The 24,472-nt window shown below is 63.3% G+C and carries 27 protein-coding genes and 1 pseudogene; 24 read left to right on the forward strand and 4 right to left on the reverse strand.

The genetic code is table 11. From position 1 onward, the window contains the following. Positions 1 to 493 (reverse strand): Crp/Fnr family transcriptional regulator (locus tag ACDELDRAFT_RS02905; protein WP_005793265.1); only part of this gene is annotated, 493 nt, incomplete at its 3' end. 321 nt (positions 494 to 814) lie between these two features. Between ACDELDRAFT_RS02905 and ACDELDRAFT_RS02915 the strand changes: the two genes are divergently transcribed. The 21 genes and pseudogenes from ACDELDRAFT_RS02915 to ACDELDRAFT_RS23870 form a co-directional block, all read left to right on the forward strand. Then, positions 815 to 1,123, forward strand: a complete 309-nt coding sequence (locus ACDELDRAFT_RS02915) for a DUF4148 domain-containing protein (protein ID WP_005793267.1) — start codon at positions 815 to 817, stop codon at positions 1,121 to 1,123. 502 nt (positions 1,124 to 1,625) lie between these two features. Beyond that, the gene (locus tag ACDELDRAFT_RS02920; protein WP_005793268.1) at positions 1,626 to 2,537 is read left to right on the forward strand and encodes a LysR family transcriptional regulator; all 912 of its coding nucleotides are present in this window, start codon (positions 1,626 to 1,628) and stop codon (positions 2,535 to 2,537) included. A gap of 3 nt (positions 2,538 to 2,540) precedes the next feature. Continuing rightward, entirely contained in the window at positions 2,541 to 3,470 is a 930-nt protein-coding gene (locus ACDELDRAFT_RS02925; RefSeq protein WP_005793270.1) for a LysR family transcriptional regulator, read from the forward strand. A 22-nt stretch (positions 3,471 to 3,492) separates the two neighbouring features. Next, positions 3,493 to 4,842, forward strand: coding sequence for a replication-associated recombination protein A (locus ACDELDRAFT_RS02930; RefSeq protein WP_005793272.1), 1,350 nt, complete (start codon positions 3,493 to 3,495; stop codon positions 4,840 to 4,842). Positions 4,843 to 5,124: 282 nt separating this feature from the next. Next, a complete protein-coding gene (locus tag ACDELDRAFT_RS02935; RefSeq protein WP_005793274.1) occupies positions 5,125 to 5,862 on the forward strand; it encodes a RibD family protein in 738 nt (245 codons plus the stop codon). Positions 5,863 to 5,890: 28 nt separating this feature from the next. Then, positions 5,891 to 6,358 carry a (R)-mandelonitrile lyase gene (locus ACDELDRAFT_RS02940; RefSeq protein WP_005793276.1) on the forward strand — a complete coding sequence of 156 codons (468 nt, stop codon included), beginning with the start codon at positions 5,891 to 5,893 and terminating at the stop codon, positions 6,356 to 6,358. After that, on the forward strand, positions 6,336 to 7,133 hold the full coding sequence (locus tag ACDELDRAFT_RS02945) for a carboxymuconolactone decarboxylase family protein (protein WP_005793278.1): 798 nt from the start codon (positions 6,336 to 6,338) through the stop codon (positions 7,131 to 7,133). The genes ACDELDRAFT_RS02940 and ACDELDRAFT_RS02945 overlap by 23 nt, the downstream gene beginning before the upstream one ends. A 67-nt stretch (positions 7,134 to 7,200) precedes the next feature. Beyond that, positions 7,201 to 7,596, forward strand: a complete 396-nt coding sequence (locus ACDELDRAFT_RS02950) for a (R)-mandelonitrile lyase (protein ID WP_005793280.1) — start codon at positions 7,201 to 7,203, stop codon at positions 7,594 to 7,596. A gap of 14 nt (positions 7,597 to 7,610) precedes the next feature. Further along, positions 7,611 to 8,594, forward strand: a complete 984-nt coding sequence (locus ACDELDRAFT_RS02955; protein ID WP_005793282.1) for an aldo/keto reductase — start codon at positions 7,611 to 7,613, stop codon at positions 8,592 to 8,594. A gap of 28 nt (positions 8,595 to 8,622) precedes the next feature. Beyond that, on the forward strand, positions 8,623 to 9,360 hold the full coding sequence (locus ACDELDRAFT_RS02960; RefSeq protein ID WP_005793285.1) for an SDR family oxidoreductase: 738 nt from the start codon (positions 8,623 to 8,625) through the stop codon (positions 9,358 to 9,360). 19 nt (positions 9,361 to 9,379) lie between these two features. Next, the gene (locus ACDELDRAFT_RS02965; RefSeq protein ID WP_005793287.1) at positions 9,380 to 10,273 is read left to right on the forward strand and encodes an aldo/keto reductase; all 894 of its coding nucleotides are present in this window, start codon (positions 9,380 to 9,382) and stop codon (positions 10,271 to 10,273) included. A gap of 138 nt (positions 10,274 to 10,411) precedes the next feature. Continuing rightward, positions 10,412 to 11,998 (forward strand): carboxylesterase/lipase family protein, encoded by a 1,587-nt coding sequence (locus ACDELDRAFT_RS02970; RefSeq protein ID WP_081470070.1) that lies wholly within the window; start codon positions 10,412 to 10,414, stop codon positions 11,996 to 11,998. Positions 11,999 to 12,154: 156 nt separating this feature from the next. Next, positions 12,155 to 13,339 carry a multidrug effflux MFS transporter gene (locus ACDELDRAFT_RS02975; protein ID WP_232504704.1) on the forward strand — a complete coding sequence of 395 codons (1,185 nt, stop codon included), beginning with the start codon at positions 12,155 to 12,157 and terminating at the stop codon, positions 13,337 to 13,339. Further along, on the forward strand, positions 13,323 to 13,817 hold the full coding sequence (locus ACDELDRAFT_RS02980) for a cyclophilin-like fold protein (protein WP_005793292.1): 495 nt from the start codon (positions 13,323 to 13,325) through the stop codon (positions 13,815 to 13,817). Before ACDELDRAFT_RS02975 ends, ACDELDRAFT_RS02980 begins: the two co-directional genes overlap by 17 nt. 13 nt (positions 13,818 to 13,830) lie before the next feature. Then, entirely contained in the window at positions 13,831 to 14,622 is a 792-nt protein-coding gene (locus ACDELDRAFT_RS02985; RefSeq protein ID WP_198403204.1) for an SDR family NAD(P)-dependent oxidoreductase, read from the forward strand. Between the two features lie 34 nt (positions 14,623 to 14,656). After that, on the forward strand, positions 14,657 to 15,511 hold the full coding sequence (locus tag ACDELDRAFT_RS02990) for an oxidoreductase (protein ID WP_005793296.1): 855 nt from the start codon (positions 14,657 to 14,659) through the stop codon (positions 15,509 to 15,511). 50 nt (positions 15,512 to 15,561) lie between these two features. After that, positions 15,562 to 16,323 carry an SDR family NAD(P)-dependent oxidoreductase gene (locus tag ACDELDRAFT_RS02995; protein ID WP_005793298.1) on the forward strand — a complete coding sequence of 254 codons (762 nt, stop codon included), beginning with the start codon at positions 15,562 to 15,564 and terminating at the stop codon, positions 16,321 to 16,323. 78 nt (positions 16,324 to 16,401) lie between these two features. Next, complete coding sequence (locus ACDELDRAFT_RS03000; protein WP_005793301.1) at positions 16,402 to 17,244, forward strand: SDR family NAD(P)-dependent oxidoreductase; 843 nt, start codon at positions 16,402 to 16,404, stop codon at positions 17,242 to 17,244. Between the two features lie 86 nt (positions 17,245 to 17,330). Beyond that, complete coding sequence (locus ACDELDRAFT_RS03005) at positions 17,331 to 18,059, forward strand: dihydrofolate reductase family protein (protein ID WP_005793303.1); 729 nt, start codon at positions 17,331 to 17,333, stop codon at positions 18,057 to 18,059. Positions 18,060 to 18,128: 69 nt separating this feature from the next. After that, positions 18,129 to 18,545 (forward strand): SMP-30/gluconolactonase/LRE family protein, encoded by a 417-nt coding sequence (locus ACDELDRAFT_RS03010; RefSeq protein ID WP_005793304.1) that lies wholly within the window; start codon positions 18,129 to 18,131, stop codon positions 18,543 to 18,545. A gap of 136 nt (positions 18,546 to 18,681) precedes the next feature. After that, a pseudogene (locus tag ACDELDRAFT_RS23870) lies at positions 18,682 to 19,100 on the forward strand (transposase); the annotation flags it as partial. A gap of 201 nt (positions 19,101 to 19,301) precedes the next feature. Here the strand turns inward: ACDELDRAFT_RS23870 and ACDELDRAFT_RS03020 are convergent. Next, on the reverse strand, positions 19,302 to 20,093 hold the full coding sequence (locus ACDELDRAFT_RS03020) for an enoyl-CoA hydratase-related protein (RefSeq protein ID WP_005793307.1): 792 nt from the start codon (positions 20,091 to 20,093) through the stop codon (positions 19,302 to 19,304). Positions 20,094 to 20,163: 70 nt separating this feature from the next. Here ACDELDRAFT_RS03020 and ACDELDRAFT_RS03025 point away from each other — a divergent pair, with 70 nt between their 5' ends. Continuing rightward, entirely contained in the window at positions 20,164 to 20,772 is a 609-nt protein-coding gene (locus ACDELDRAFT_RS03025) for a DUF2889 domain-containing protein (protein WP_005793309.1), read from the forward strand. 135 nt (positions 20,773 to 20,907) lie between these two features. Here the strand turns inward: ACDELDRAFT_RS03025 and ACDELDRAFT_RS03030 are convergent, their stop codons facing one another. Together ACDELDRAFT_RS03030 and ACDELDRAFT_RS03035 are read right to left on the reverse strand one after the other, a co-directional pair. Beyond that, the gene (locus tag ACDELDRAFT_RS03030; RefSeq protein WP_005793310.1) at positions 20,908 to 21,840 is read right to left on the reverse strand and encodes an electron transfer flavoprotein subunit alpha/FixB family protein; all 933 of its coding nucleotides are present in this window, start codon (positions 21,838 to 21,840) and stop codon (positions 20,908 to 20,910) included. A gap of 26 nt (positions 21,841 to 21,866) precedes the next feature. Next, entirely contained in the window at positions 21,867 to 22,616 is a 750-nt protein-coding gene (locus ACDELDRAFT_RS03035) for an electron transfer flavoprotein subunit beta/FixA family protein (protein WP_005793312.1), read from the reverse strand. A 272-nt stretch (positions 22,617 to 22,888) separates the two neighbouring features. On the opposite strand from ACDELDRAFT_RS03035, the gene ACDELDRAFT_RS03040 reads away from it, so the two are divergent. Together ACDELDRAFT_RS03040 and ACDELDRAFT_RS03045 are read left to right on the forward strand one after the other, a co-directional pair. Continuing rightward, on the forward strand, positions 22,889 to 23,755 hold the full coding sequence (locus ACDELDRAFT_RS03040; protein WP_198403205.1) for an SDR family oxidoreductase: 867 nt from the start codon (positions 22,889 to 22,891) through the stop codon (positions 23,753 to 23,755). Between the two features lie 5 nt (positions 23,756 to 23,760). After that, complete coding sequence (locus tag ACDELDRAFT_RS03045; RefSeq protein ID WP_005793315.1) at positions 23,761 to 24,450, forward strand: GntR family transcriptional regulator; 690 nt, start codon at positions 23,761 to 23,763, stop codon at positions 24,448 to 24,450. The last annotated feature ends 22 nt before the right edge of the window (positions 24,451 to 24,472 follow it).

Here is a 24,472-nt window from a genome sequence, read left to right on the forward strand (position 1 = left end):
CCAGGTCCAGCAGCTCGGCATGCAGGCGCGTATGCACGCCCAGCGTGCTGAGATCGATCACGCGCTCGGTCAGGCCGCGCACCATCGCCGCGAGATCGCGCATCATGTGCACGGCCACCACGGGCTCGCGCTGCAGCAGGGCCACGAAGGCCTTGGGTGACAGGCTGGCCAGCAAGGAGGGCTCCAGCGTCACCGCGTCGGCCGGATGCGGCAGGCCGTCGATGGCGGACAGTTCGCCGAAATGCGCGCCCGGCTCGCAGTCGCGGAAGGAAACCTCGCGCCCATGGGCCGAATAGGTGGTGAGGCGCACCCGGCCGGAGACCAGGAAATACACCTCGCCGCCCTCGGATGCGCGCGTGAACAACAGCCTGTGCGGATCGGTCTGGCGCCAGTCGCACTCTTGCGCCAGGCGCTCCAGGCACGCCTCTTCCAGCCCCTCAAACAAGGCAATGCGGCGCAGGGCCAAGCTTGAGCGGGCGGCGGGAGCGGTCATGGGAAAGCAAAGGGCGGGTTGCGGTAACGACATGCGGGCGCCCGGCGTCGCCGGGCAGCGCATTATGCTCAGCCGCCCGCCCTCCGTGCGCAACCTGCGCCGGAGCGGCGGCCTGGTGTCGTGGATCGATGTGGCGCAGCACCCGGCCAGGCACGCGCTGAGGTTGGTGGCGCTGGGCGCGGCCCAGGCCATGCGCCCGCCGCGCAATCTGCACCAAACTGTGCGTTTACGCACATACGCGCCGGCCGCGGGGGCGGACACTTCACGCCTTGCAGCACGCGGTTGCGCACTGCAAGGCCTTAGTCCGGAAGGAATACTGCCATGAAGAACACCCGCAAGCTCATCACCCTCGCCGCTATTGCCACCGCTGCGTTCGCCGGTACCGCTTCGGCCGCCACGCAGTCGCCGCAATCCTCGGCAGGCCCCGAACCTGTGGTCCAGGGCCCCGGGCTGAGCCGTGCCGAGGTGCTGGCCGACCTGAACCTGTGGGCCCGCGCCGGCCTGCTCGCATACCCCAGCGACGAAATCGGCTACGCCAGCTACCCGGTCTATGAGGCCAGGCTGGCCGAATACCGTCGCTTGCGCAGCGGCCCCGAGTACCTGGCCGAAGTCCGCCGCCTGGGTGGCTAGGCATCCGCGCCCACCGCCCACTAGGCCGGTGGTTGAGTGAGCTCGCATTCGGTCTCTTGCACTGCTACCGGCAAGCTGCCAGTCTGCTCCCAAAGCGAATCGTAGCCTCGTGAGAGACGCGGACGCTGTCCGCTTTGCCATCCGCGTCGCCCATCCACGGACGGCCTGTTTCCCATTCGCGTCGGATCCTTGTGGGCTCGTTCGAGTCATTGAACGTCGTGCGCGGCCTGCCGATCTGTGGAGCCGTGCGCCAGCCATTTTCATCGTTGTCCGAGGCCGATCCAGGCAAAGGACATGGTCGCCTGCGCATGTCGGCTCGCATAGGCTCACTGCCGCAGCACAATCACCGTGCGCTGAGGCCAGTGTGGCTTCCGCTTGGAGCATGTGTTGGATTGCCGCGCGGTGGCCCGAGCCCTGTCGCAAAGCCGAGGATGAGGCCAGGGGCATACCTTCATATAACCGTCTGGCAAAATCAGCGAACACTTTTGAGCATACTTCATCAATGGCCGGAGCGAATTACAACGACCTGTTGGCCTTCATGGCTGTGGCGCGCGAGCAGAGCTTTACCCGCGCGGCGGCCCAGCTCGGGGTATCGCAATCAGCGCTCAGCCACACGATCCGGGCGCTGGAGGCCAGGCTGGGAGTGCGTTTGCTCACCCGCACGACGCGCAGCGTCTCGCCCACTGCGGCGGGCGAACGCCTGCTGCAGAACGTGGCGCCCCGGTTCCAGGAAATCGAGGCGGAGCTGACGGCGATCGGAGAACTGAGCGACAAGCCGGCCGGCACGGTGCGAATCACAACCACCGAACATGCCGCCAGGACGGTGCTCTGGCCCAAGCTGGCCAAGATGCTGTCCAAGTACCCGGACATCAAGGTCGAAATGATTGTCGAATCCCGGCTTGCCGAAATCGTGGCCGAGCGTTACGACATGGGGGTGCGCCTGGGCGACACGCTGACGAGCGATACCACGGCGGTGTGCATCAGCGCCGACCTGCCGGTGGCGATCGTCGCTTCGCCCGCCTATCTGGCCCATCATCCTGAGCCCAAGACGCCGCAGGACCTGATCCATCATGCGTGCATCAACCTACGCTTGATGAGCCGAGGCGGCCTCTATGCTTGGGAGTTGAAGAAGGGCAAGCAGCAGATCAATGCGCACGTAGAGGGGCAACTGGTTTTCAACGAACCGATGCAGATCCTCGATGCGGCGCTCTCGGGCTTCGGCCTGGGCTATGTGCTGGAAGACATGGCTCAGCCTTACATCGCCCAAGGGCGACTACGGCAAGTTCTGACGGACTGGTGCCCGTCATTTCCTGGCTACCACCTGTGCTATCCCAATCGTAGTGAGCCCTCGCGCGCCATGTCGGTGTTGATCGACGCGCTGCGTCACCCTGCCAACGCTTCCAAGAGGGAATGAGGGATGCCACGCAGCAACGACACCTTCAACGATGTGCTGGCCTTCGTCCACGTGGTGCGCGAAGGCAGTTTCACTCGGGCGGCCGCGCTGCTGGGTGTTTCACCAGGGGCATTGAGCCATGCCATCAAAGGGCTGGAAACCCGCTTGGGTGTGCGTTTGCTGACACGCACGACCCGCAAGATTTCCGCGACCGAAGTGGGTGAACGACTGTACGCCAACGTCGCTTCCCGTTTCGAGGAGATCGACGCCGAAGTCGCCGCGGTATCCGAGATGCGGGACAAGCCCGCAGGCACCATTCGCATCACCGCTGCCGAGCATGCTGCCGACAGCGTGCTGTGGCCCAAGCTGTCCAAGGTTCTGCACGACTACCCTGACATCCGCGTCGAGATCAACGTGGACTACGCTCTGTCGGACATCGTTTCCCAGCGTTTCGATGCCGGCGTGCGCCTGGGCGATCAGGTGGCCAAGGACATGATCGCCGTGCGCATCAGCCCCGACCTTCGAATGGTGGTCGTCGGAGCGCCCAGCTACTTTGCTCAGCATCCCAAGCCCGCCACGCCACACGACCTCGCCCAGCACAATTGCATCAACCTGCGCCTGCCCACGCACGGCGGCCTCCTGCCGTGGGACTTTGACCGGCATGGCAAGGAGATCAAGTTCCGGGTGGACGGGCAGTGGGTGTTCAACAGCACCACCCGCATGGTCCGAGCGGCATTGGCCGACTATGGCCTGGCGTTCGTGCCCGAAGACATGGTGCTGGAGCATCTCGCTGCAGGGCGCCTGGTGCGCGTGCTGGACGACTGGTGCGAACCGTATCCCGGTTATTACTTTTACTACCCCAGCCGCTTGCAGCCCTCCAGTGCGATGTCGGTCGTCGTCGAGGCCTTGAGGCACCGGGAGCCCCGCAAAGCGCCAGGGACGAAGAAGCGCTGACGGGTCTGTTTATGGATACTCGATGCGAACGCCACTTTCTCCACCCACCGATCTGCTGAGTGCGGCCTCGGACCACCTGCGCCCGCTGGCCGAGCGCATGCGGCCACGTTCGCTCGACGAGATGGTCGGGCAACGGCGCCTGCTGGCGCCCCGTTCGGCGTTGCGGCGCGCCGTCGAAGCCGGCCGGGTCCATTCGATGGTGCTGTGGGGACCACCCGGCTGCGGCAAGACCACGCTGGCGCTGCTGCTGGCCCGGTATGCCGACGCAGAGTTCCGGTCGGTCTCGGCGGTCCTGGCAGGCCTACCCGAAGTGCGCCAGGTGCTGGCCGAGGCCGCACACCGCTTTGCACAAGGCCGGCGCACGGTGCTGTTCGTGGATGAGGTCCACCGCTTCAACAAGGGCCAGCAGGATGCGTTCCTGCCGCACATCGAACGCGGCAGCATCGTGTTTGTCGGAGCCACGACGGAGAACCCGTCGTTCGAGCTGAACTCGGCCCTGCTGTCGCGCTGCCGGGTACATGTGATGGAGGCCGTCTCCGTCGAGGACATCGTGCAGGCGTTGCGCCTGGCGCTGGACGACCCTGAGCGCGGCCTCGGCAACGATGGTGTGCAGGTTTCCGGGGAGTCGCTCAGGGAAATCGCGCGCGCCGCCGATGGCGATGTGCGCAGGGCGCTGACGCTGCTGGAGATCGCCGCCGAGCTGGCCAGCGACGAGGATGGGCGGATCACGCCGCAGACTCTGGCGCAGGTGCTGGCCGACCGTACCCGCCGCTTCGACAAGGGCGGCGAACAGTTCTACGACCAGATTTCAGCCTTGCACAAGAGCGTGCGCAGCTCCAACCCGGACGCGGCGCTGTACTGGCTGGCACGCATGCTCGATGGGGGCTGCGATCCTGCCTATCTCGGTCGGCGCCTGACGTGCATGGCCTTGGACGACATCGGCCTGGCCGACCCCCGTGCACAAAGCATGGCGCTGGAGGCCTGGCAAATCTACGAGCGCATCGGCGGCGTGGAGGGCGAGATGGCCTTTGCGCAACTGGCGATCTATCTGGCCTGCGCGGCCAAGTCCAATGCGGCGAGCATGGCCTTCACCCAGGCCAGACAGGAAGTGCGGGGGCATGGCACGGCCGACGTCCCGCTGCACCTGCGCAATGCGCCGACCCGGCTGATGGAGCAACTGGGCTACGCCAGGGGCTACCAGTACGACCACGACGTGCCGGGTGGCGTGGCGCTGGACCAGACCTGCTTTCCTGACACGCTGGGCGAGCGCGTGTACTATCGTCCGGTCGAGCGTGGCCTGGAAATCCGCATCAAGGACAAGCTCGACCAACTGCGCAGCGCCCGCGAAGCGGCGCTGGAACGCTGGGGCTGACGAGGCCGGCCTCCACCTCGCATGCAGCCACTGGGGACGCCGGCACCGGCGTCACTCATGAGTTCAATTCAAAAGTGCATGCGGAATTGGCACCTTTATCCAGGCTTCCATTCTCCCTACCATTTCAAAGAGCAAAGTGCAATTGGCAAAGACGCGCTGTCTCGCCATTGCTGTCAACGACCCCCGAAGGCCAGACTGAAGACTGCGAAAAGCTCCGACACAAAGAGCCGATGAGCGGTCTATGGCCTGCCTGCCTCGGGATCTCTTTGAATTGGAGTCTGCATGCGTCCCCAGATCATTTGCCACATGATGAGCACCCTCGACGGGCGCATCGTTGGCGACCGCTGGAACCTGCCGCACAGCGGCAAGACCGTGGACGAGGCCACGGCCTGCTACTACGACATCAGTGACCGGCTCGATGCCCAGGCGTGGATGCTCGGCCGCAACACGGTGCAGATCCATCATGCGCCGCAGCGCTTCGACCACGAAGGCCTGGCCCGGGCGACCCGATACGAACCTTTCCTGGGCCAGCGCACGACCCGGCGTAGCTTGGTCGTCCTGGACCCCAAGGGTCGCATTCGCTACGAGAGCGGACAGATCGAGGGCGATGACGTCATCTCCGTGCTGTCCGAGCAGGTGCCCGAAGCCTACCTGGCCCACCTGCGCGAGCTGGGCATTTCCTACCTGTTTGCCGGCCGCGACGGACATGACCTGGCGCTGGCGATGCAGACGCTGGGCACGACTTTCGGTATGCGCCGCGTGCTGCTGGAAGGCGGCGGCGTGGTCAACGGTGCCTTCCTCAAGGCAGGCCTGATCGACGAGGTGAGCCTGATGCTCTATCCGGGCATCGACGGGCTGTCGGGCATCCACACCGTGTTCGAGTGCCAGGGGCCGGCAGAGCTGCTCCCGTCGGCCGGTGCCACGCTCGAACTCACGCACCTCGAACGGCTGCCGGACGACATTGTGTGGCTGCGCTACCTGATCCACCGAGCGGCGAGCCCGTCGTCCGAAACCCCTTGATCCTCAACGCAACCGAAAGGAATCCCTCATGAAGAAATACCTCATCGCCGCCAGTGCAACCCTGTTGTTCGGCGCGGCAGCGGCCCATGCGCAGGGCATCTCGATCACCCCTGCGGGCAAGACCCCCACGGTGATCGGCGACGCCAAGAACTTCTCCGGCCAGGCCGCGGTGGACATCAAGGCCGCCGGCAACAGCGGCCGCTACGGCAGCGTCGGGCAGGTCGATTTCATGCCGGGCGCGCGCACGGCCTGGCATACCCACCCGGCGGGCCAGTTGCTCATCATCACCGAAGGCCGAGGCTGGGTGCAGGAGGAACGTCAGCCCGTGCGCGAGATCAAGGCGGGCGATGTGGTCTGGATCGAACCCGGCGTCAATCACTGGCATGGCGCGGCCAAAGACAGCCGCATGAGCCACATCGCGATCTCCTACATGCGCGATGGCAAGGCCGTGGATTGGAAGGAGCTGGTAAGCGATGACCAATACAACGACCGCTAAGCACCGCGCGCGCGCAGCCGCGCTGGCCCTGGGCGTGGCGATGGCCGCCTCCAGTGCGTCCACCAGCGCCGCGGCGCAGACCATCCCTGCACAGGAGTCCCGGACCATGACCACACAGAGCACGGCCCCTGCGGCCGACACCCTCAGCGCACAGCAGCAGGCGATCCTGCCCATCGCGGCCTTCGCCGCCGCTGGCGACATCGCCAAACTGAACGCCGCGCTGAACCAGGGCCTGGATGCGGGCCTGACGATCAGCGATGCGCGTGAAGTGCTGGTGCAGCTCTACGCCTATGCGGGATTTCCGCGCAGCCTCAACGCGCTCACCGAACTGATGAAGGTGCTTGATGCCCGCAAGCAGCGCGGCATCCAGGACGCGCCCGGGCGCGAACCGAGCCACGCCATCCCTCAGGGCGATGCGCTGCGCGCCGCCGGCACGGCCAACCAGACCAAGCTGGTCGGCCAGCCCGTGGCCGGGCCGATCTTCGAGTTCGCGCCGGCCATTGGCGAGTACCTGCAGGCCCACCTGTTCGGTGCCATCTTCGAGCGCGACAACCTGGACTGGCAAAGCCGCGAGCTGGCGACCGTTGCCATGTTGTCGGCCCTGCCGGGTGCCGAAGGGCAACTGCAAGGGCATGTGGGCTACAGCATGAACACGGGCCTGACGGCCAAGCAGATGCAGCAGGCCGTGCAGGTGCTCAGTGAGCGGGTCGGCGCCGACAGCGGCCGACGCGCCAGCGAAGCGCTGGCGAAGGTTCTGGCGGCCCGGGCGCGTTGAACGCGCGCGGCCCCGCCATCGCACCGATCCACCGCGCAGCAACTTCAGGCAATCAACAGGAGCAACCATGAAGATATTCAACATCGGCTCTACGCCTTCCGCCAAAGGCCCGGCAGAGTATTTCACCGGCAGCGTGCGCATCGACTGCCCGTTCTGCGGCAGCGGCAACCTGAGCGCCGCCACCGTGACCTTCGAACCGGGCGCGCGCACCGCCTGGCACACCCACCCGCTGGGCCAGACCCTGCTGGTGACCGCCGGCTTCGGCCTGGTCGGCCGTGAGGGCGGCAAGGTGCAGGAAATCCGCCCCGGCGACACCGTGTGGATCGAGCCCGGGGAGAAGCATTGGCACGGCGCGTCGCCCGACTGCGCGATGACGCACATCGCCATCGCCGAGATGAAGGACGGCAAGGCCGTGGACTGGATGGAGCACGTGTCCGACGAGGACTACCGCTCCACGAAGTGACAGGAGAACATATCATGGAGAAACGCATACTCGGCAAGAGCGGCCTGGAGGTCTCGGCCCTCGGCTACGGCTGCATGGGACTGAGCTACGGCTACGGCCCCGGCGTGTCCAAGGAAGAAGGCATCAGGATCATCCGCGCGGCGCACGAGCGCGGCGTTACCTTCTTCGATACGGCCGAAGCCTATGGCCCGTTCGTCAACGAATCGCTGGTGGGCGAGGCGCTGGCTCCGGTGCGCGACGAGGTGGTCATCGCCACCAAGTTCGGCTTCCAGGACGGCGACAGTATCAAGGGCATGGACTCCCGGCCGGAGCGCATTCGGCAGGTCTGCGAAGAGGCGCTCACGCGCCTGCGTACCGACCGGATCGACCTGTTCTACCAGCACCGCGTGGACCCGAACGTGCCGATCGAGGACGTGGCCGGTGCGGTCAAGGAACTGATCGCTGCTGGCAAGGTGAAGCACTTCGGTTTGTCCGAGGCCAGCGCCGCCGTGATCCGCCGCGCCCATGCGGTGCAGCCGGTGACGGCCCTGCAGAGCGAATATTCGCTGTGGTGGCGCGAGCCGGAGGCCGAGATCCTGCCGACGCTCGAAGAGCTGGGCATCGGCTTCGTGCCCTTCAGCCCGCTGGGCAAGGGCTTCCTCACCGGGCGCATCGACGACAGCACGCAGTTCGGCGAGAAGGATTTCCGCAGCCAGGTGCCGCGCTTCTCGGAGGAGAACCGCCGCGCCAATCAGCAGCTGGTGGACGAGCTGGGACGCATCGCCGACACGACAGGTTGCACGCGAGCGCAGATCGCGCTGGCCTGGCTGCTGGCACGCAAGCCGTGGATCGTGCCCATCCCCGGCACCACCAAGCTCGAACGCCTGGAAGAGAACCTGGGAGGCGCCACGGTCGTGCTCAGCGCCGAGGACCTGGCCGCCATCGAGGCGCGGTTGCAGGACATTCAGATTGTCGGCGAGCGCTACTCGGGGGCCGCGGCCGCCCGGATCAGCCGCTGACTCCGCACATACATCAAGGAAATTTCACATGCAAAACATCTCAGACAAAGTCGTCGTCATCACCGGCGCATCCAGCGGCCTGGGTGCCGAAACCGCCCGCCACCTGGTCAAGGCCGGCGCCAAGGTCGTGCTCGGCGCGCGTCGCCTGGATCGCCTGGAGGCGCTGGCCACCGAGCTGGGTCTGCCCAAGGAAGCCGCGTTCAAGGTGGACGTGACCGACCGCGAACAGGTCAAGGCGCTTGTGGATCACGCCGTGAAGCTGCACGGCCGCATCGACGTGATGATCAACAACGCCGGCCTGATGCCGCTCGCGCCGCTGGAAATGCTGCGCTTCGATGAGTGGGACCAGTGCATCGACGTGAACATCAAGGGCGTGCTGTGGGGCATCGCCGCGGCGCTGCCGTACTTCAAGGCGCAGAAGAGCGGTCAGTTCATCAACGTCTCGTCGGTGGCCGGCCACACCATCAGCGTTGGCGGAGCGATCTACTCGGCCAGCAAATATTCGGTGCGCGTGATCTCCGAGGCGCTGCGCAAGGAGGTCAAGCCCTACAACATCCGCACCACGGTGCTCTCGCCCGGCGCGGTGGATACCGAGCTGCCGGCTTCGGTCGGTGCGCCCGGTGTCAACACCGCCATTGCCGACTACTACAAGAACAACGCCATTCCCGCCGACAGCTTCGCGCGCTGCGTGCTGTTCGCCATGAGCCAGCCGGAGAACATCGACATCAACGAGATCCTGTTCCGCCCGACGGTGCAAGAGCTTTGAGACAGGAGAGGAACTCGCCATGACAAGCAAGAGATCACCCACCATCAAGCTCAACAATGGCGTCGAAATGCCGACCTTGGGTTTGGGAGTCTTTCAATCATCTGCTGAAGATACGGTGAAAGCCGTTACGACAGCCATCGCTGATGGCTATCGACTGATCGACACAGCCAGTGCATACAAAAATGAGCGTCAAGTTGGCGAAGGCATCCGTAACAGCGGCATACCCCGAGAACAGCTCTTCGTCACAACCAAATTGTGGTTGACTGACTATGGCTACGACGCGGCGCTGCGAGGCTTCGACGGCAGCTTGGCGAAGCTGGGTCTCGACTATGTAGACCTCTACCTGTTGCACTGGCCCACCAAAAACTTCGACGCAACGGTTCAATCGTACAAGGCTGCGGAGAAACTGCTCGCCACAAGCAGAGTCAGGGCCATCGGCGTGTGCAATCACACGGAGCAGCACCTTGATGCCCTGATCGCAAGCACGGATGTCATTCCCGCAGTCAACCAGGTCGAGTTGCACCCATACTTTTCCCAAAAGGCGCTTCGAAACAAGAGCACATCGCTCGGCATCGTGACCGAAGCCTGGTCGCCCATCGGCGGTGTGAAGCGTTACTGGCCAGGTGCTTCCAGCACTGGCAACGGCGATCCCTTGGTGGATTCCGTGATCACCGGAATTGCCAAGGCGCATGGGAAGACGCCAGCGCAGATCGTTCTGCGGTGGCATCTGCAGAACCAGGTTGTCGCGATCCCCAAGTCGGTTAGCGCGGTGCGCATCGCCGAGAACATCGACATCTTCGACTTCGTCCTGAACGACACACAGATGGCGAAGATCGATGCACTCGACACGGGAGCGCGTGGCGGTCCCGATCCGACGCAGATCGACACCGACAGCTTCTCCGAGTACAGCTAAGAAGCTCGCATCTCCCTGTGAGCCTGTGAGCCTTCCCAAGACGCCTGGGAAGGCTCAGCACACCATCAATCGCAATTTGAGTGCGCCTGCGGATCATCCAGATCCGGGGGCATCAATTTGCCTCAAGACAAGATTTGAATGAAAAGATTTATTGCTGCATGCATGGTCGCTGGATGCTTGGCACTGGGCGTGAGTCATGCCCAAGCCACTGCGCCGCTAACCGCCACTGTACAAACGGATAGTGGTCCGGTGCGCGGCACCGAGCGAGACGACATCCTGGCATGGCGCGGCATTCCCTATGCAACGGCGCCCGTGGGCGAGTTGCGCTGGCGGCCGCCGCAGCCGCCTAAGGCATGGACGACGCCACGCGATGCCTCGGTCTATGGCAACTTCTGTCCGCAAAACGCCGAACTCGGCGTGTTCGGCCAGGCCGGTGGTTCCGAAGACTGCCTGAACCTCAATGTTTTCGTGAGCAGGCAAGCTGCCCAAGGCGGTCAGAAGCTGCCGGTGTTCGTCTGGATCCACGGTGGGAGCCTATGGGTCGGCGCCGCGCGCGACTATGACCCCAGCTGGCTGGCAATCCAGGGCAAGGCAGTGGTCGTGACTTTGAACTACCGCCTGGGCCTGCTGGGATTCTTCGCCCATCCTGCGCTGCGGGCCGAAGACGGTGCGACATCCAACTACGGCTTCATGGACCAGCAGTTGGCGCTCGACTGGGTTCAACGCAACATCGCCGCGTTCGGTGGCGACCCGGACAACGTGACCATTTCCGGGGAATCATCCGGCGGCGGCAGTGTGCTCGCGCATATGGTTTCGCCCGGCTCGGCAGGAAAGTTCCAGCACGCCGTGGCGATGAGCGGCGCTGCAGTGGCGCTGCGCTTTCCAGCATTTGGCGCGCCCAAGCCGCTTGAATGGGCTGAGCGGCAAGGCCGAGCCTTCGCGCAAACGACGGGCTGCGACCAGCAGGGAGATGTGGCAATCGCTGCCTGTTTGCGCCAGCTCCCGGCCGAAACCGTCCTCGCCTCCCAGGGGCCCTATCTTCTCAACCAGTTGGTGCTGGACGGCAAGGTCATGCCCATGCATCCGGGCGATGCCTTTCGTTCGGGTCAATTCAACCACGCGACCTTCATCAATGGGACTACCCGCGATGAGGGTGGCTTCTTCGTGGGTCTGGCCGAGGATCTATCCGGCCAACCCATGGACGATTCGACATATGCGGCCACCATGCGACTGTACTTTGGCAGCCGGGTAAATGCTGTCATGCAGGAATATCCGGCAGATAGGTTTGCCACGCGCAGCGATGCTGCTGCGGCTGCCATCACTGACATGCTATTCGCCTGTCCGGCGCGGGCAATCAACCGCTGGACCAGTGTCCACGTGCCGACGTTTGCCTTCGAATTTTCCGACCGCACTGCGCCGTCTTACTTAAAGCCCGTCAGCTTTGCGATGGGGGCAGCCCATACGCTTGAATTGGCTTACCTGTTCCCATCCTTCCACGGCGGAGCCGGACGGCCTGTTCAGCTCAATTCGCAACAACTCCGCCTGGCCGAGAAGATGGTGAATGTGTGGACCACGGCGGCCAAAGCTGGCGAGCGCGAGGCGCTGTGGAGATACGAACCTACGCGGGACAACTTTCTGAACCTGTCGCTACCGCAGACGCACGTGACAAACGGATTCGGCAAAGACCACCACTGCGACTTCTGGGATCAGTCAAGTTTCTACTGAAAGCGCAAGCCTAGCGAGCGCAACCACGCCCGGGATCATCCCCCCCGATCCGCAACACATCGACAGGAAAAAGCCAAACCCATGCCTCAGACACAAGACGATCATCAGACATGTAGCCTGGCCGCCAGTAGCGCGGCTGCGGGCAGAGCATGGCGAGTGCTCGCAGTGCTCAGCGCATTGATGGGCTTCGCTTCCATCTCGACGGACTTCTACCTGCCAGCCATGCCCGCAATGGCCGCAGCGTTGCATGCCAGCCACGGCATGCTGGAGTTCTCAATCACCGGATACCTGATCGGCTTCAGTATCGGACAGCTGTTCTGGGGGCCGGTCAGCGACAAGTTCGGCCGGCGCCTGCCGGCGGCCGCCGGGCTGATACTGTTCATCGTCGGATCGGCCGGCTGCGCGCAGGCCGGCAGTGCCGAAACCATCATCGGCTGGCGCATCGTCCAGGCGCTCGGTGCATCAGCCTGCGTGGTCATCTCGCGAGCCATCGTGAGTGACCTTTACGAAGGCGCACGCGCCGCGCGGATGCTCTCCACCCTGATGGTGGTCATGGCGATCGCGCCGCTGCTGGGGCCGGTCATCGGCGCGCAGGTGGCGGCCTGGGCTGGGTGGCGGGCGATTTTCTGGCTGCTGGTCGCGCTGGGCGTCGCCAGCCTGGCCGCGCTGTACACGATCCCGGAAACTCTGCCACCGCTGCACCGACATGGCGGGCGATTGAGCGGCGCCTTTGCCTGCTACGCAAAGTTGCTCACGGCGCGCCGGATTCTGGCCTATGCGGGCGCGGGTGGCTTCTTTTACGCCGGGATGTTTGCGTACATCGCCGGCACCCCCTTTGCGTATATCACCTACCACCACCTTCCCGCCCAGTATTACGGCCTGCTCTTTGGCGCCGGCATCCTGGGGATCATGGCGACCAACGTGCTCAATGCTCGCCTTGTAACGCGCTTTGGGGCGGATCGCTTGCTGGTCGCAGGTGCGCTCATCGCGGCGGTGGCCGGCATTGCGTGCGCCGTCGTCGCCTGGACGGACTGGGGTGGGTTATGGGGTCTGCTGCTGCCGTTGTTCGTCTTCATTTCCTGCACCGGCCTGATCGTCGCCAACTCGGTGGCCGGCGCACTCGCCGAGTTTTCCCTGCAGGCTGGCTCCGTCTCGGCGCTGGTCGGCGCACTGCAGTACGGCAGCGGCATCGCGGGGTCGGGGCTGGTAGGGCTTTTTGCGGACGGCACCCCCCGCCCGATGGGCTGGGTCATTGCGTTAGCGGGAATCGGTAGTTTGCTGTGTGCCAAGTCATTGGTGCAGGCACCTCGCATAGGAACACAACATGAACAAACCATATGACAGCGGAAGCACAGGAACATGCCGGGCGGCGCTGTGCCTGGCCGCGATGATGGGGCTGGGGATGTCGTCCCCATCCGCCGTTGCCGAAGCACAAGCGAACGAGCGCAAGCAAGCGCGCGATGGCCAGAAGATCGTCCTGACCACGGCTGATGGCGTCAAGGCGCAGGCAACGTTGCTCGACAACGCGACCGCACGGACTTTTGCGGCCAAGCTGCCTTTGAAAGTGCGCATGGGCGATCACTTCGGGCGCGAATTGTACGGCCCGATGCCCACCATCGCCGTCAGCGATCCGCTGCGAAAGACCTATCAGGCCGGCGACATCGCCTACTGGCCGCCCGCGCCGGGCTTCGCCATCTACTACACCGTCGGCGGCCCGGTCATTCCAGGCGACGGACTGGCTTTGTTGGGCTCGATCGACACCAACCTCGACATCTTCAGCCGGGGCTCGACCGAAGTGACGATTGAACTCGCCAAGTAATCAAGGATGCCTCATGAACGAACAGGCAGGAGAAACAGCGATGTCAGAACGAATGAAGTACAAGGTGGCGGTCGTCACGGGAGCCGCCAGCGGCATAGGCCAGGCCATCGCGCTACGCCTGGCCGCCGAGGGTGCCGCCATCGCGGCGCTGGACGTATCCGAGGCAGGATTGAAGGAGACGGTGGAGAAGATTGCCGCCGTCGGAGGCCACGCGAAGGCGTATGCCCTCGACATTTCCAATGCCACTGCCGTGGATGCGACGGCCAAGGCCATCCTCGCCGACTTCGGAAAGGTCACCACGCTGGTCAACAACGCCGGCATTTTCGACAACCATCTCACCCTGCTGGAGACCGACGAGGCACTGTGGGACCGCATCATCGCGGTCGATCTCAAGGGCATTTATCTGCTGTGCAAGGCGCTGCTGCCGGCCTTACAAGCCAGCGGAAACGCCACCATCGTCAATCTTTCCTCAATCGCGGGCGTCGTCGCCCACGGTGGTGGCCTGGCCTATACCGCGGCCAAGCACGGCGTGATCGGCCTGACCAAATCGATCGCCGCCGACTACGGCCCGGCGGTGCGTTGCAACGCGGTGCTGCCCGGTGCCGTGATGACGGCGATGACCGAAAAGGTGTTCGCCAAGGGCCAGGGTAATGCCGCCGTACTCGAAGCGATCAGCGGCTCGCCAGCCGGACGCTACGCGCAGCCCGAGGAACTGGCCAACGCGGTGCTGTTCTTGGCCTCGGACGAAGCCTCTTTCGTCTATGGCGCCCAGTTGGTGGTCGATGGCGGCTGGACCGCGGTCTGAGCGCCATTCGACCGACACCCCAGGAGAACGTTGCATGACACAAGCACCATTCACACAAGACACGCCCGTCTGGTTCATCACCGGCTGCTCCAGCGGCTTCGGGCGCGAGATTGCCAAGGCCGTGCTCGCCAACGGCTGGCGCGTAGCCATGTCCGCGCGCCATGCGGACAAGCTGGCGGACCTGGTCGCCATCGCGCCGCAACGAGCACTGGCCGTCACGCTCGACGTCACCCAGCCTGCCGCAATCGACCGCGCCGTCTCCGAGGTGCAGGCGCACTTCGGCCACATCGATGCGCTGGTCAACAACGCCGGCTATGGCTACTTCTCAGCCATCGAGGAAGGCGAAGACGAAGAAATCCGCCGGCAGTTCGAGACCAATGTATTCGGCCTGAACCGCCTGATGCAGTGCGTGTTGCCGGGTATGCGCGAACGCCGCAGCGGCCACATCTTCAACTTCTCGTCCATCGGCGGCCTGCAGGCGTTCCCGGGCATCGGTTACTACAACGCCAGCAAGTTCGCGGTCGAGGCGCTGTCGGAAAGCTTGGCCGGTGAGGTGGCGCCGCTGGGAATCAAGGTCACCTGCGTCGAACCGGGGGGCTTTCGCACGGACTGGGCAGGTCGCTCCGTCATCGAGACCAAGGAGCGCATCGCCGACTACGACCAGAGCGCCCACCCGATGATGGACGGTCTGAAGGCTGCTTCCGGCCAGCAAGGCGGCGATCCCGCGTTGCTGGCGCAGGCCCTGCTCGCCGCCTACGCCGAGCAGGAGCCGCCCCGCCAGTTGCTGCTTGGGTCCGACGCCTACGGCATGGCCATGCGGATGCTCGCGGCCCGCGGCGAAGGCTTCGAGCGCTGGCGCAAGCTGAGCCTGAGCACCGACATCAAGTGAGCAGGCCCGCGCTATTCATCAAAACCATTGAAAACACACGGAGTTTATCCATGAAGATCGATCTATCGGGCAAGGTTGCCCTCATCACCGGCGCTGGGTCAGGCATGGGCCTGGCTTCGGCGGAAGCCTTTCTGGACGCCGGCGCGTCTGTCGTGCTGTCCGGGAGCCACTACGACAAAGTCAAGGAACAGGCGGACCGTCTGTCCACAAGGGGCAAGACGCTGGCCCTTCAATGCGACGTGGCCGATGAAGCGCAAGTCAAGGCGTTGGTGGAGAACACCGTCAAGGAATTCGGGCGCCTCGACGCCGCCTACAACAACGCCGGCTGGATGCCACCTTATGCGGAGATCGCCGAGGCCAGCACCGAGGACTTCATCCGTGCGCACGACATTAACCTCAAGGGCATCTGGCTGTGCCTGAAATACCAGATCCAGCAGATGCTCAAGCAAGGTGACGGCGGCACGATCGTGAACTGCTCCTCGATGGGCGCCATCGTCGGCGTTGCGGGAAGAACATCCTACTGCTCTACCAAGCACGGCATCGTCGGCATCACCAAGAGCGCGGCGCTGGAATATGCCTCCAAGGGCATCCGCATCAATGCCGTGTGTCCGGGCGTGATCGACACACCGATGGTGTCTTCAATGATCAGCACCGATTCGGCTGTCTTGAACGCGCTGATCGAGCAGGTGCCGATCAAGAGGCTGGGACGTGCCGACGAGATCGCCCAGGCGGTGCTATGGCTGTCCAGCGATGCGTCGAGCTTCGTGGTCGGCCATTCGCTGGTCGTGGATGGCGGCATCACGGTTCAATAAACCCACGCATGTGAGCGGGCGCAGGTCGAGAAGGCCAACCCCGACCGCGCCTATCGATCAACATCAAGGGATACCCAAATGAACAAGCTGTTAGCAGAAAAAGTCGCCATCGTTACTGGTGGCGCAAGTGGCATCGGTCTGGCTGCCGCTCAGCGCTTCGTCGCCGAGGGCGCGCGCGTGGTCATCGCCGACGTCGCGCAGGAAGCCGGTGGAGCGGCCGCGGCATCGCTGGGCGAAGCGGCGGTGTTTCAGCGCACGGACGTCACCGACGAAGCCTCCATCCAGGCCGCCGTGGACGCGGCCGTCGCCCGTTTCGGCCAGCTCGACGTGATGTTCAACAACGCCGGCTCCACCGGCGACAGCTCGGCCATTACCGAGATCGGGACGACCGGATTCGACAAGACCTTCGTGCTGGATGTGCGCTCGGTGGTGCTCGGCCACAAGTGCGCGGCGCGCCGGTTCAAGGAACAGGGCACGGGCGGCTCGATCATCAGCACCGTCAGCGTCGCCGGCCTGCAAGGCGGCTGGTCCTCGGTGTCCTACGCGACCGCCAAGCATGCCGTGGTCGGCACGATCCGCCACGGTGCGAAGGAACTGGCGCCTTTCGGCATCCGCACGAATGGCGTGGCGCCGGGCGTCATCATGACCCCGCTGGTCGCCAAGGCGTTCGGCGTGCCCCCGGAGAAGGCCGACGAACTGGTGCAGTACCTGGTCAGGCGGCTGGGCGGCAAGCAGGCGATGGGACGGTACGGCTCGGCCGATGACGTGGCCAACGCGGCGCTGTTCCTCGCCAGCGACCTGGCGGCCTATGTATCCGGCACGGTGATCCCGGTCGATGGCGGCATCTCGTCCTACACGCTGAGCACCAGCGACGAAGAGATCTTCGCCGCCGCGCAGGAGTTCGTCAGGGGTTTGGCATGAACGCGTCCGGCCAGCATACCGACGCCCGGCAGAAGGCATGCCGACGCCATCCATTGGACGAAAAGTAATCAACAAGAGGTTCCGCAATGAACAGACCCTATATCGTTTGCCACATGATGACGTCCCTGGACGGAAAAATTACCGGCCCGTATATGAGGACGAAGGCCATCAAGCTGCCCGCGCAGGAGTACGAGCGCACCAACAGCCTGTATCGGCCCCAGGCCTGGCTCTGTGGCCGCGTCACGACGGATGAGAACTTCACGTTCTACAAAAAGCCCATGCTCGACGAGAATGCGCCCGCCGTGCCCGAAGGCGACTACGTTGCCGTGAGCGACGCGCAGATGCACTACGTGTCGGTGGACGCTTCGGGGAAGATCGGTTGGGAGAGTAATACCTTGCACTACGAGGACCGGCCCGCTGCGCACGTCATTGAAGTCTTGACGGACAAGGCCAGCAACGCCTACCGCGACTTCCTTCGCAAGATGAAAATTTCTTACATCATCGCCGGCAAGGATCAGCTCGACTGCCAACTGGCTGCCGAGAAGCTGAAGGCACTGTTCAAGATCGAGACATTGATGCTGTCGGGCGGGGGCTTCATCAATTGGTCGTTCCTGCAAGCGGGCCTAGTCGATGAACTCAGCCTCATCCTCGCGCCGCTGGCCGATGGGGAGAACAAGACCTCGACGCTGTTTGAAAAATCCGACTTTCTTCCAGAGAGGGCACCTGTCGAGTTTGCACTGAAGAGTGTGGAAAAAGGACAGGGCGACAGCATCTGGTTGCGCTACACGGTGAAGAACGCGCCATGCCAGTCCTAACGCGCAGACGCCTTCTGGCGGCCGGCCTGGCGGGCATTCCCGCCGCTTGCCTGGCGCTGGGCAAACGGCGTGGCGCTCAGCCCCGATGGCCGCCAACTCTGGGTCACCGAATTCAGCCGCAATCTGCTGCACCGCATCACGCTGGCCGATGCGGTCACCGTCGCACCGTTCGGCACGGCCATTGCCTATTCCTTTGTGGGGCCGGCTCCGGATTCGATCCGCACGGATTCGGCAGGCAACGTGTATGTCGCCCTCTTTGGTCAGGGAAGGGTGATGATTTTCAGTCCGGGCGGAATCCCTATTGGGCAAATATTGCTACCCCGGCGTGGCGAGGGTCATAACCTCATTTGCACCAGCTTGGCCATACGGCCAGGCACCGATGAGGTGTACATCGTGGCCAGCGATGGAGACCGGGGGCTGGGCGCCCATATTTTCCGCGCCAGGGGCTACGCCAAGGCCCTCGCGCTGTATTCGCACGCCGCATGAGTTCAATTAATTAGCCCGCCCTGAAAACTCCCAACCCATTGATTCGCATAGGGGATTTCCTGTTTTGTAGGCGCTATATTTGCAGGAATATGAACGCCAGATATTGGTTTCCTTGCAAATTTCTCCACGCATTCCGATGGGCCCCCAACCTTCCCAGCCGCAAACCGCCGACTTGTTCCGTCCACGCTTGGATGAGCAACTGAACATGCGCGTCATCCTCTCATCTGCTTGACCTCCTTGATCGACTGGGGCGAGATCGAGCGCAACTTGAGCATTTCGTTCACCTCGGGGCGGGGACGGCCGACGCTGCGCCCGCAGCTGGTGGCGGGCCTGCTGTACCTGCAGCACACCTTCGAGGCTTCGGACGAAGCGGTGGTGAACACCTGGGTGGAGAACCCGTACTGGCAGTACTTTTGTGGCGAGACTTACCTGCAAACCGAGCCACCGATCGATTCCAGCAGCCTCACGCGATGGAGACGACGCATCGGGTAAGAAGGGGTGGAGACGTTGCTGGCGCTCACCATCGACGCGGCACGCGGCGCCAAGGTGAATAAATCAGGGATGACTCATGTAGCGAGACATGTAAAGAACGGTGTTGAGCCCCGAACAACACGACGAACTCGGCTCGGTGATTCGCAAGCACAGCGCCAACGCGGCATTGGCGCGACATGCTTGTTGCGCGCTGCTTTGTGTCGACCGGGAGCGCCGCATGGATATCCGCTCCAAGCCGTCATGCAACAGGTTGCTGCAGTTGTTTCAGTGCCCAAACTTGGAGGTATCAGGTTGGCGTCGATTGGCGAATGCATCGGCCAGTTCATGAGCTTCTTCCGATGCATAGTATTGCGGCAGCAGGAGGTCATGGGACAACCGTGCCAAACCTCCCACACCTTGGTGGCGTGCGGCAAACGCAGCTTTCACACCGGCCAGGGCAAAGGCTCCGCGTTGTGCGATTTCCAATGCCATTTCCATGGTCGCCTTTTCCAGCTCAGCGTCGGGCACGACCTTGTTGATCAAACCCAGCCGTAGGGCCTCTTGGGCGGTGAGCTTTTCGTTGCGGAACCAGATTTCCTTGGCTTTCTTCTTGCCGACCAGATCTTCCAAATACCACGTGCCATAGCCTGCATCAAAGCTCCCCACCATGGGACCGACCTGGCGGAAGGTTGCGCTTTCCTTGGCAATGGTCAGATCACACACCACATGCAGCACATGGCCGCCGCCCACCGCGAAGCCGTTGACCGAGGCGATGACGGGCTTTTGCAGCCGCTCGATGGCGTCATACATTTCCAACGTGGGCGGTGCACCCGGGTACAAGCGCGTGTCTGCGAGGCCTTCCTTGCGCCCGCCGATGCAGAAGAACTTGTCGCCTGCACCGGTGATGACCAGCACGCGGGTCCGCGTTTCACGTCGGATGTCCTCGATGCAGTCGCGTATCTCCAGACACGTGGTGGGGGTGAACATGTTGCCATCGTGCGGGCGATTGATCGTCAGAATCCCGACGGGACCTTCTTCCCTGTAGAGGATGGTTTCGAATTGGCGTTGGCTGGCCATTGGATTGGACTCCTATGTGTGGTACATGCTAATATAATGCACAATACATAATGTATATCAACTTTTGAGCATGAGCAATCCCATAGCCGACACCGTGATGCCCGCACCTCCCTTCACGCGTAGGGAGCTGCATTTCCGTCGCATCGACATGCGTGGATTCCAGCGCAGCGATGGTCTCTTCGAGGTGGAAGGGCGTGTCACGGACTCCAAAACGCACGAGTTTGTCCACCCTCAGCCTGGAAGGACAGTGCCTGCCGGCGAACTCATCCATGACATGGGCGTACGCTTGGTTTTTGATGAAGACATGGTGGTACATGACGTGCAGACCTTTACGGACAGCGCGCCATATGCAGCCTGCCCGGAAGGAGGTCGTGCCTTGCAGTCCATCAAGGGATTACGCATGGCGGGGGGCTGGAGCCGTGAGGTTCGAGATCGCTTGCGTGGTGCGCGCAGTTGCACCCACCTGATGGAGATCCTTATCCCCTTGGCTACAGCTGCACATCAGTCGCTAGGCTTCCTGCGAGTCAGCAGTCCGGAGAGGTTGGATGAAAAGGGGCGGCCATTGCAGATCGACAGTTGCTATGCTTACGCAAAGGACGGTGCAGTGGTCTTGCATCGTTGGCCTCAGTTCTACATGCCACGAGGCCTGGAAGGGGGCGGGGAAATTTCTGGCGGATAGGGCGTTTATGTCCCATGCCAAGGCGGATTGGTATGGTCTCTAGAGGTTGGTCGAATAGTCTGCAGCGACAGACAACTAAAAAAAAGGGGCATCCAGCGGATGCCCCTTGTCGTGTGGTTCGACTCGCGCTGTATCCTACAGCTTGCTCACCAATTCCGGCACAGCCGTGAACAAATCGGCCTCCAGCCCATAGTCGGCCACCGCAAAGATCGGCGCCTCCGGGTCCTTGTTGATGGCCACGATCACCTTGGAGTCCTTCATGCCCGCCAGGTGCTGGATCGCCCCCGAGATGCCCGCCGCGATGTACAGCTGGGGCGCCACGATCTTGCCCGTCTGGCCCACCTGCAGGTCGTTGGGGGCGTAGCCCGCGTCCACCGCCGCGCGGCTGGCGCCAATGGCCGCGCCCAGCTTGTCGGCCAGCGGGGCCATGACTTCGTTGAACTTCTCGGCGCTGCCCAGGGCCCGGCCTCCAGAGACGATGATCTTGGCGGCCGTGAGTTCGGGGCGGTCGCTCTTGGTGACCTCGCGGCCCACGAAGGCGCTCTTGCCCGAGTCGGCTGTTGCCGTGGTGATTTCCACAGCCGCCGATCCACCCGTGGCACTGGCGGCGTCAAAGCCCGTGCCGCGCACGGTGATGACCTTCACGGCGTCGCCGCTCTGCACGGTGGCGATGGCGTTGCCGGCGTAGATGGGGCGCTCGAAGGTGTCGGCGCTGTCCACCCGGGTGATGTCGCTGAGCTGCGCCACGTCGAGCTTGGCGGCCACGCGCGGGGCCACGTTCTTGCCGCTGGCGGTGGCGGGGAACAGGATGTGGCTGTAGTGGCTGGCGATGGCCAGCACCTGGGCGGCGAGGTTTTCCGCCAGGCCGTCTTTCAGGCTGGCGCCGTCGGCGTGGATGACCTTGGCGATGCCGGCTATTTTTGCGGCGGCCTGGGCGGCTGCGCCGGCGTTCTCGCCAGCGACGAGGATGTGCACGTCGCCGCCGCAGGCCTTGGCGGCGGTGACGGTGTTGAGCGTGGCGCTCTTGATCGAGGCGTTGTCGTGTTCTGCAATGACGAGTACGGTCATGGTGTCTGTTCTCCTGTGCTGGCGCCTTAGATGACCTTGGCTTCGTTCTTGAGCTTGTCCACCAGGGTGGCCACGTCGGGCACCTTGATGCCGGCGCCGCGCTTCGGGGGTTCGGTGACTTTGAGGGTTTTGAGGCGCGGGGCCACATCGACGCCGAGGTCCTCGGCCTTGACGGTGTCCAGCGGCTTTTTCTTGGCCTTCATGATGTTGGGCAGCGTGACGTAGCGCGGCTCGTTCAGGCGCAGGTCGGTGGTGACCACGGCCGGGGTGGTCAGCTGCAGGGTTTCCAGGCCGCCGTCGACTTCGCGCGTGACCGATACCTTGTCGCCGGCCACTTCGAGCTTGCTGGCGAAGGTGGCCTGGGGCAGGTCGGCCAGGGCGGCGAGCATCTGGCCGGTCTGGTTGGCGTCGTCGTCGATGGCCTGCTTGCCCAGGATGATGAGGCCGGGCTGTTCCTTGTCCACCAGGGCCTTGAGCAGCTTGGCCACGGCCAGGGGCTGCAGCTCTTCGGTGGTCTCGACCAGGATGCCGCGGTCGGCACCGATGGCCATGGCCGTGCGCAGCGTTTCCTGGCACTGGGCCACGCCGCAGCTCACCGCGATGACCTCGGTCACCACGCCCTTTTCCTTCAGGCGCACAGCCTCTTCGACGGCGATTTCGTCAAAGGGGTTCATGCTCATCTTCACGTTGGCGATGTCCACACCGCTGCCGTCCGACTTCACGCGGACTTTCACGTTGTAGTCCACCACGCGTTTGACAGGGACCAAGACCTTCATTGCTGCTGGCTTTCTAAGTTGATTGTTTAAATGATATATTATGCATTATTTAAGAATGATCTTCAAGGGCCAAGATCAACTTTGGGGTCAGCCAGGCCTGAAGATGGGTGGTGAGACCCAGCGCGTGCCCGCACGAGATCCCTTGCCTGATACGCCGAAAGACGGCAATCGAAAGATTCTGAAGGAGGGCACCATGGGTCTCCAACGGGTTGCGTGTTGCTGAGAATCATGCATAATACATAAAGTTTTGTTTTGCGCTCGTCGCCCCAACTGTGTCCCCATCGTCTTCGGCGGAGAGGGGGCGGCTCGTTTTGCCGCGACAAGTGCGGCCCCATGCAAACCGGAGGAAAGTGAAGATGGACGTTATCAAGGATCTGTTTGGCGTAGCGGGCAAGACCGTTCTGGTGACCGGCGGCAGCCGCGGCATTGGGCGGGCAATTGTCGAAGCGTTTGTGAAAGCTGGCGCCAAGGTCATCATCTGCTCGCGCGATCTGGAGAGCTGCCAACAGTTGGCGCAAGAGCTGCAAGCACACGGCGATTGCTCGGCGCTGGCATGCAATGTGGCCAAGGATGAAGATCGCAAGCGCTTCGCGGAAGAACTGGGTCAGCAGGTCAAGTCGATCAATGTGATGATCAACAATGCGGGAGCCATCTGGGCCGCTCCCATTGCGGAATATCCGGAGTCTGGTTGGGACAAGGTTTTCGACCTCAATGTCAAGGGCACCTTCTTTCTTGTCAAGGAACTGCTGCCATTGCTTGAGGCGGGCGCAAGTGCGGAGGATCCGGCGCGCATCATCAATGTGGGCTCCATCGATGCCTTCCACATTCCCCAGCACGAGACCTATGCCTATACCAGTAGCAAGGCGGCGCTGCACCAACTCACCAAGCATCTCGCTGCGCAGCTTGCTTCGCGCCATATCACGGCGAATGTGATCGCCCCCGGCATGTTCCCGAGCAAGATGTTGGCGGGCACGCTTGAGAGCAAGGGTATCGAGAACATGGTGGCGCCTATTCCGCTCAAGCGCTTGACGGCGGACTCGGACATGGCTGGCGCGGCCATCTATCTGGCCTCCAAGGCTGGAGCATATGTCACTGCTGCCGTGGTGCCGGTGGATGGTGGGTACGCCACCACGCTGTGATCGGCATGCAGCAGATTGCCGCAACGGCTCGTCCGGCAGGGGAGGGGGAGCGGCAACAGCTGTCGGCCGCTGTTGCTGCATACCTGCGTGAGCGCATCGTCTCCGGCAAGTTGCGGGCCGGGGAATATTTGCGCGCCAATGCAATTGCCGGGGAACTGGGAGTGAGTGCAACCCCGGTGCGCGAAGGGCTGCTGCTCCTGGCGAGCGAGGCGCTCGTGCAAAGGGTGCCGCGCCATGGATTCATGGTGGGCAGCTTTACGCGGGAGGACTTGAGGGACATCTTCTGGACTCAGGCCACCATCGGTGCCGAACTGGCTGCGCGTGCCGTGAAGTACATGTCGGATTCGGAGCTCGTGCAATTGCAGGGCATCAATGTTCGCCATGAGCAGGCCCTGGCCGAGCGGGATGAGGTGATGCTGGCACGGCTTGGGCACGAGTTTCACCGCTCGATCAATCTGGCGGCGCGGTCACCGCGACTGGCATCGGTGATGGGCAGTTTGACTAAACAACTTCCCAACCGCTTCTACGCAAGTATCGAAGGCCATGGTGCAGGAGCCGTCGCTTACCACCCGCTCATCACGCAGGCGATTCGAGTGGGGGACGCGCAGGCCGTGCATGCCCTCATGTTTCGCCATATTGCCAGCGGTGCGGAACACCTGATCACCGCGTTCGAGCGCCAAGGTCTTTGGGCCTGACGCTGCAGGACGTCGCAGAGGC

This window comes from Acidovorax delafieldii 2AN, from assembly GCF_000175235.1.
GTDB classification, from domain to species: Bacteria; Pseudomonadota; Gammaproteobacteria; order Burkholderiales; family Burkholderiaceae_C; genus Acidovorax; species Acidovorax delafieldii_B.

Coding starts and splice junctions, on each gene's coding strand:
- ACDELDRAFT_RS02915 (WP_005793267.1), top strand. CDS start 815: ATGAAGAACACCCGCAAGCTCATCACCCTCGCCGCTATTGCCACCGCT.
- ACDELDRAFT_RS02920 (WP_005793268.1), top strand. CDS start 1,626: ATGGCCGGAGCGAATTACAACGACCTGTTGGCCTTCATGGCTGTGGCG.
- ACDELDRAFT_RS02925 (WP_005793270.1), top strand. CDS start 2,541: ATGCCACGCAGCAACGACACCTTCAACGATGTGCTGGCCTTCGTCCAC.
- ACDELDRAFT_RS02930 (WP_005793272.1), top strand. CDS start 3,493: ATGCGAACGCCACTTTCTCCACCCACCGATCTGCTGAGTGCGGCCTCG.
- ACDELDRAFT_RS02935 (WP_005793274.1), top strand. CDS start 5,125: ATGCGTCCCCAGATCATTTGCCACATGATGAGCACCCTCGACGGGCGC.
- ACDELDRAFT_RS02940 (WP_005793276.1), top strand. CDS start 5,891: ATGAAGAAATACCTCATCGCCGCCAGTGCAACCCTGTTGTTCGGCGCG.
- ACDELDRAFT_RS02945 (WP_005793278.1), top strand. CDS start 6,336: ATGACCAATACAACGACCGCTAAGCACCGCGCGCGCGCAGCCGCGCTG.
- ACDELDRAFT_RS02950 (WP_005793280.1), top strand. CDS start 7,201: ATGAAGATATTCAACATCGGCTCTACGCCTTCCGCCAAAGGCCCGGCA.
- ACDELDRAFT_RS02955 (WP_005793282.1), top strand. CDS start 7,611: ATGGAGAAACGCATACTCGGCAAGAGCGGCCTGGAGGTCTCGGCCCTC.
- ACDELDRAFT_RS02960 (WP_005793285.1), top strand. CDS start 8,623: ATGCAAAACATCTCAGACAAAGTCGTCGTCATCACCGGCGCATCCAGC.
- ACDELDRAFT_RS02965 (WP_005793287.1), top strand. CDS start 9,380: ATGACAAGCAAGAGATCACCCACCATCAAGCTCAACAATGGCGTCGAA.
- ACDELDRAFT_RS02970 (WP_081470070.1), top strand. CDS start 10,412: ATGAAAAGATTTATTGCTGCATGCATGGTCGCTGGATGCTTGGCACTG.
- ACDELDRAFT_RS02980 (WP_005793292.1), top strand. CDS start 13,323: ATGAACAAACCATATGACAGCGGAAGCACAGGAACATGCCGGGCGGCG.
- ACDELDRAFT_RS02985 (WP_198403204.1), top strand. CDS start 13,831: ATGAACGAACAGGCAGGAGAAACAGCGATGTCAGAACGAATGAAGTAC.
- ACDELDRAFT_RS02990 (WP_005793296.1), top strand. CDS start 14,657: ATGACACAAGCACCATTCACACAAGACACGCCCGTCTGGTTCATCACC.
- ACDELDRAFT_RS02995 (WP_005793298.1), top strand. CDS start 15,562: ATGAAGATCGATCTATCGGGCAAGGTTGCCCTCATCACCGGCGCTGGG.
- ACDELDRAFT_RS03000 (WP_005793301.1), top strand. CDS start 16,402: ATGAACAAGCTGTTAGCAGAAAAAGTCGCCATCGTTACTGGTGGCGCA.
- ACDELDRAFT_RS03005 (WP_005793303.1), top strand. CDS start 17,331: ATGAACAGACCCTATATCGTTTGCCACATGATGACGTCCCTGGACGGA.
- ACDELDRAFT_RS03020 (WP_005793307.1), bottom strand. CDS start 20,093: ATGGCCAGCCAACGCCAATTCGAAACCATCCTCTACAGGGAAGAAGGT.
- ACDELDRAFT_RS03025 (WP_005793309.1), top strand. CDS start 20,164: ATGAGCAATCCCATAGCCGACACCGTGATGCCCGCACCTCCCTTCACG.
- ACDELDRAFT_RS03030 (WP_005793310.1), bottom strand. CDS start 21,840: ATGACCGTACTCGTCATTGCAGAACACGACAACGCCTCGATCAAGAGC.
- ACDELDRAFT_RS03035 (WP_005793312.1), bottom strand. CDS start 22,616: ATGAAGGTCTTGGTCCCTGTCAAACGCGTGGTGGACTACAACGTGAAA.
- ACDELDRAFT_RS03045 (WP_005793315.1), top strand. CDS start 23,761: ATGCAGCAGATTGCCGCAACGGCTCGTCCGGCAGGGGAGGGGGAGCGG.